At 70.2% G+C, this 3,306-nt stretch carries 3 protein-coding genes; 2 read left to right on the top strand and 1 reads right to left on the bottom strand.

The genetic code is table 11. The features are described 5' to 3' along the window. Positions 1-57 precede the first annotated feature (57 nt). The gene (locus ACFV9H_RS18060; RefSeq protein ID WP_385398969.1) at positions 58-1,620 is read right to left on the bottom strand and encodes a TldD/PmbA family protein; all 1,563 of its coding nucleotides are present in this window, start codon (positions 1,618-1,620) and stop codon (positions 58-60) included. A gap of 145 nt (positions 1,621-1,765) precedes the next feature. Between ACFV9H_RS18060 and fabG the strand changes: the two genes are divergently transcribed. Both fabG and fabI read left to right on the top strand, forming a co-directional pair. Further along, positions 1,766-2,485 (top strand): 3-oxoacyl-[acyl-carrier-protein] reductase, encoded by a 720-nt coding sequence (fabG, locus tag ACFV9H_RS18055; RefSeq protein ID WP_329387170.1) that lies wholly within the window; start codon positions 1,766-1,768, stop codon positions 2,483-2,485. Positions 2,486-2,490: 5 nt separating this feature from the next. After that, positions 2,491-3,261 carry an enoyl-ACP reductase FabI gene (fabI, locus tag ACFV9H_RS18050; protein WP_385398966.1) on the top strand — a complete coding sequence of 257 codons (771 nt, stop codon included), beginning with the start codon at positions 2,491-2,493 and terminating at the stop codon, positions 3,259-3,261. Positions 3,262-3,306: the final 45 nt, after the last annotated feature.

The following is a 3,306-nucleotide window of genomic DNA, read 5'->3' as shown; positions in this document are numbered from 1 at the left end:
GCTGTCCCGGGGGGCAACCCCCGGACCCCCGGCAGATGTCGTGGTGATCGCGCGTGGTCATCGGCCGGCCTCCTGCGTGGTGTTCAGGATGTTCACGTCGCGGAACAGCGCGGACGGGCAGCCGTGCGAGACCGCCGCGACCTGGCCCGGCTGGGCCTTGCCGCAGTTGAAGGCGCCGCCCAGGACGTACGTCTGCGGGCCGCCGACCTTCTCCATCGAGCCCCAGAAGTCGGTGGTCGTGGCCTGGTAGGCGACATCGCGCAGCTGTCCGGCCAGCTTGCCGTTCTCGATGCGGAAGAACCGCTGGCCGGTGAACTGGAAGTTGTACCGCTGCATGTCGATCGACCACGAGCGGTCGCCGACCACGTAGATCCCCCGCTCCACCCCGCCGATCAGGTCCTCGGTGGACAGCCCGCCCGGATCCGGCTGGAGCGAGACGTTCGCCATGCGCTGGACGGGCACGTGCCCGGGGGAGTCCGCGTAGGCGCAGCCGTTGGAGCGGCCGAGGCCGGTCAGCTTCGCGATCCGCCGGTCCAGCTGGTAGCCGACCAGGGTGCCGTCCTTGACCAGGTCCCAGCTCTGCGCCTCGACGCCCTCGTCGTCGAAGCCGACGGTGGCCAGCCCGTGCTCGGCGGTGCGGTCACCCGTCACGTTCATGATCGGGGAGCCGTACCTGAGCTTGCCCAGCTGGTCGAAGGTGGCGAAGGAGGTCCCGGCGTACGCGGCCTCGTAGCCCAGCGCCCGGTCGAGCTCGGTGGCGTGGCCGATGGACTCGTGGATGGTGAGCCACAGGTTGGACGGGTCCACGACCAGGTCGTAGCGCCCGGCCCGCACGCTCGGCGCCCGCATCTTCTCGGCGAGCAGGCCGGGGATCTGCTCCAGCTCGGCGTTCCAGTCCCAGCCGGTGCCCGTCAGGTACTCCCAGCCGCGCCCGGCGGGCGGGGCGATGGTGCGCATCGAGTCGAACTCGCCGGTGGTGCCGTTGACGGCGACCGCCGTGAGCTGCGGGTGGAGCCGCACGCGCTGCTGCGTGGTCACGGTGCCCGCGGTGTCGGCGTAGAACTTGTTCTCGTGCACCGCGAGCAGCGAGGCGTCCACGTGCGCGACGCCCTCGGCCGCCAGCAGCCGCGAACTCCAGTCGGCGAGCAGCGCCGCCTTCTCCGCGTCCGGCACCTCGAAGGGGTTCACGTCGTAGGCGGAGATCCAGGTCCGCTCCGAGTGCACCGGTTCCTCGGCGAGCTCGACCCGTTCGTCCGAACCCGCCGCCTTGATCACCTGCGCCGACAGCTTCGCCATGGCCACGGCCTGCGAGGCCACCTTGGCGGCGCCGTCCATGGTCAGGTCCACGCCCGAGGCGAAGCCCCAGCTGCCCCCGTGCACGACCCGGACCGCGTACCCGAGGTCGGTGGTGTCGGACCCGCCGGAGGGTTTGGCGTCCCGCAGGCGCCAGGAGGCGCTGCGGATGCGCTCCAGCCGGAAGTCGGCGTGCTCGGAGCCCAGCGCACGCGCCCGGGCGAGCGCCGCGTCGGCGAGCGCCCGCAAGGGAAGCGCGGTGAAGGCCGCGTCGATGGAATGGGGCACGGAAGTCCTCCCGGGGTCGGGGCCGGTCGTACCGATCATGTCGCGATCGAGGGCCCGGTGCCTACATCTTTCTGTAGGGACTCGACAGAGCCCGTCGCAAGGCCCTGTCGGAGGTCGATTCTCCGTACCGGGGATGGGACCTATAGGTTTTCGGTATTCAGACCGCTAGCGAAAGGGTGATCCGTTGAGCCGCTCGGTTCTCGTCACCGGAGGTAACCGGGGCATTGGCCTCGCCATCGCCCGAGCCTTCGCGGAGGCCGGAGACAAGGTCGCGATCACGTACCGGTCGGGTGAGCCGCCGGAGGCGCTCACCTCGCTCGGCGTTCTGGCGGTCCGCTGCGACATCACCGACTCCGAGCAGGTGGAGCAGGCCTACAAGCAGGTCGAGGACGCGCACGGCGCGGTCGAGGTGCTCGTGGCCAACGCCGGCATCACCAAGGACACGCTGCTGATGCGCATGTCCGAGGAAGACTTCTCGTCGGTCGTCGACACCAACCTCACCGGCACGTTCCGGGTGGTCAAGCGCGCGAACCGGGGCATGCTCCGGGCCAAGAAGGGCCGCGTCGTCCTGATCTCCTCGGTCGTCGGGCTCCTCGGCTCGGCGGGGCAGGCCAACTACGCCGCCTCCAAGGCCGCGTTGGTGGGCTTCGCCCGCTCGCTCGCCCGCGAACTGGGCTCGCGCAACATCACCTTCAACGTGGTCGCCCCCGGCTTCGTGGACACCGACATGACGAAGGTGCTCACCGACGAGCAGCGCGCGGGCATCGTGGGCCAGGTGCCGCTCGGCCGCTACGCGCAGCCCGAGGAGATCGCGGCAGCCGTGAGCTTCCTGGCGTCCGACGACGCCGCGTACATCACCGGAGCCGTCATTCCCGTTGACGGCGGATTGGGCATGGGTCACTGATCACCATGAGCGGAATTCTCGAGGGCAAGCGCATCCTCATCACCGGGGTGCTGATGGAGTCGTCCATCGCTTTCCACACCGCCAAGCTGGCCCAGGAGCAGGGCGCCGAGGTCATCCTCACCGCGTGGCCGCGCCCGTCGCTGACCGAACGCATCGCCAAGAAGCTGCCCAAGCCGGTCAAGGTGATCGAGCTCGACGTCACCAACGACGAGCACCTGGCCCGCCTGGAGGGCCTCGTCCGAGACGAGCTCGGCGGCCTCGACGGTGTCGTGCACTCCATCGGCTTCGCGCCGCAGGACGCCCTCGGCGGCAACTTCCTGAACACCCCGTTCGAGTCGGTGGCCACCGCCATGCACGTCTCGGCGTTCTCGCTGAAGTCGCTGGCCATGGCCTGCAAGCCGCTGTTCCCGGCGGAGGGCGCGGCCATCGTCGGCCTCACCTTCGACGCCCAGTTCGCCTGGCCGCAGTACGACTGGATGGGCCCGGCCAAGGCCGCGCTGGAGGCCACCAGCCGCTACCTCGCCCGCGATCTGGGCAAGGAGAACATCCGCTGCAACCTGGTCTCGGCCGGTCCGCTCGGCTCGATGGCCGCGAAGTCCATCCCGGGCTTCTCCGACCTGGCGGACACCTGGAACCACCGCTCCATGCTGGAGTGGGACATGAGCGACCCGGAGCCCACCGGCCGTGGTGTCGTGGCCCTGCTGTCGGACTGGTTCCCGAAGACCACCGGCGAGATCGTCCACGTGGACGGCGGCCTGCACGCGATGGGCGCCTGACCGGTACCCGAGCACGTACGGCGGCGGCCGCGCTTCCCCCAGGGG

The organism is Streptomyces sp. NPDC059874, from assembly GCF_042731135.1.
Taxonomy (GTDB): Bacteria; Actinomycetota; Actinomycetes; order Streptomycetales; family Streptomycetaceae; genus Streptomyces.
This window is presented reverse-complemented; position numbering and strand designations above follow the sequence as displayed.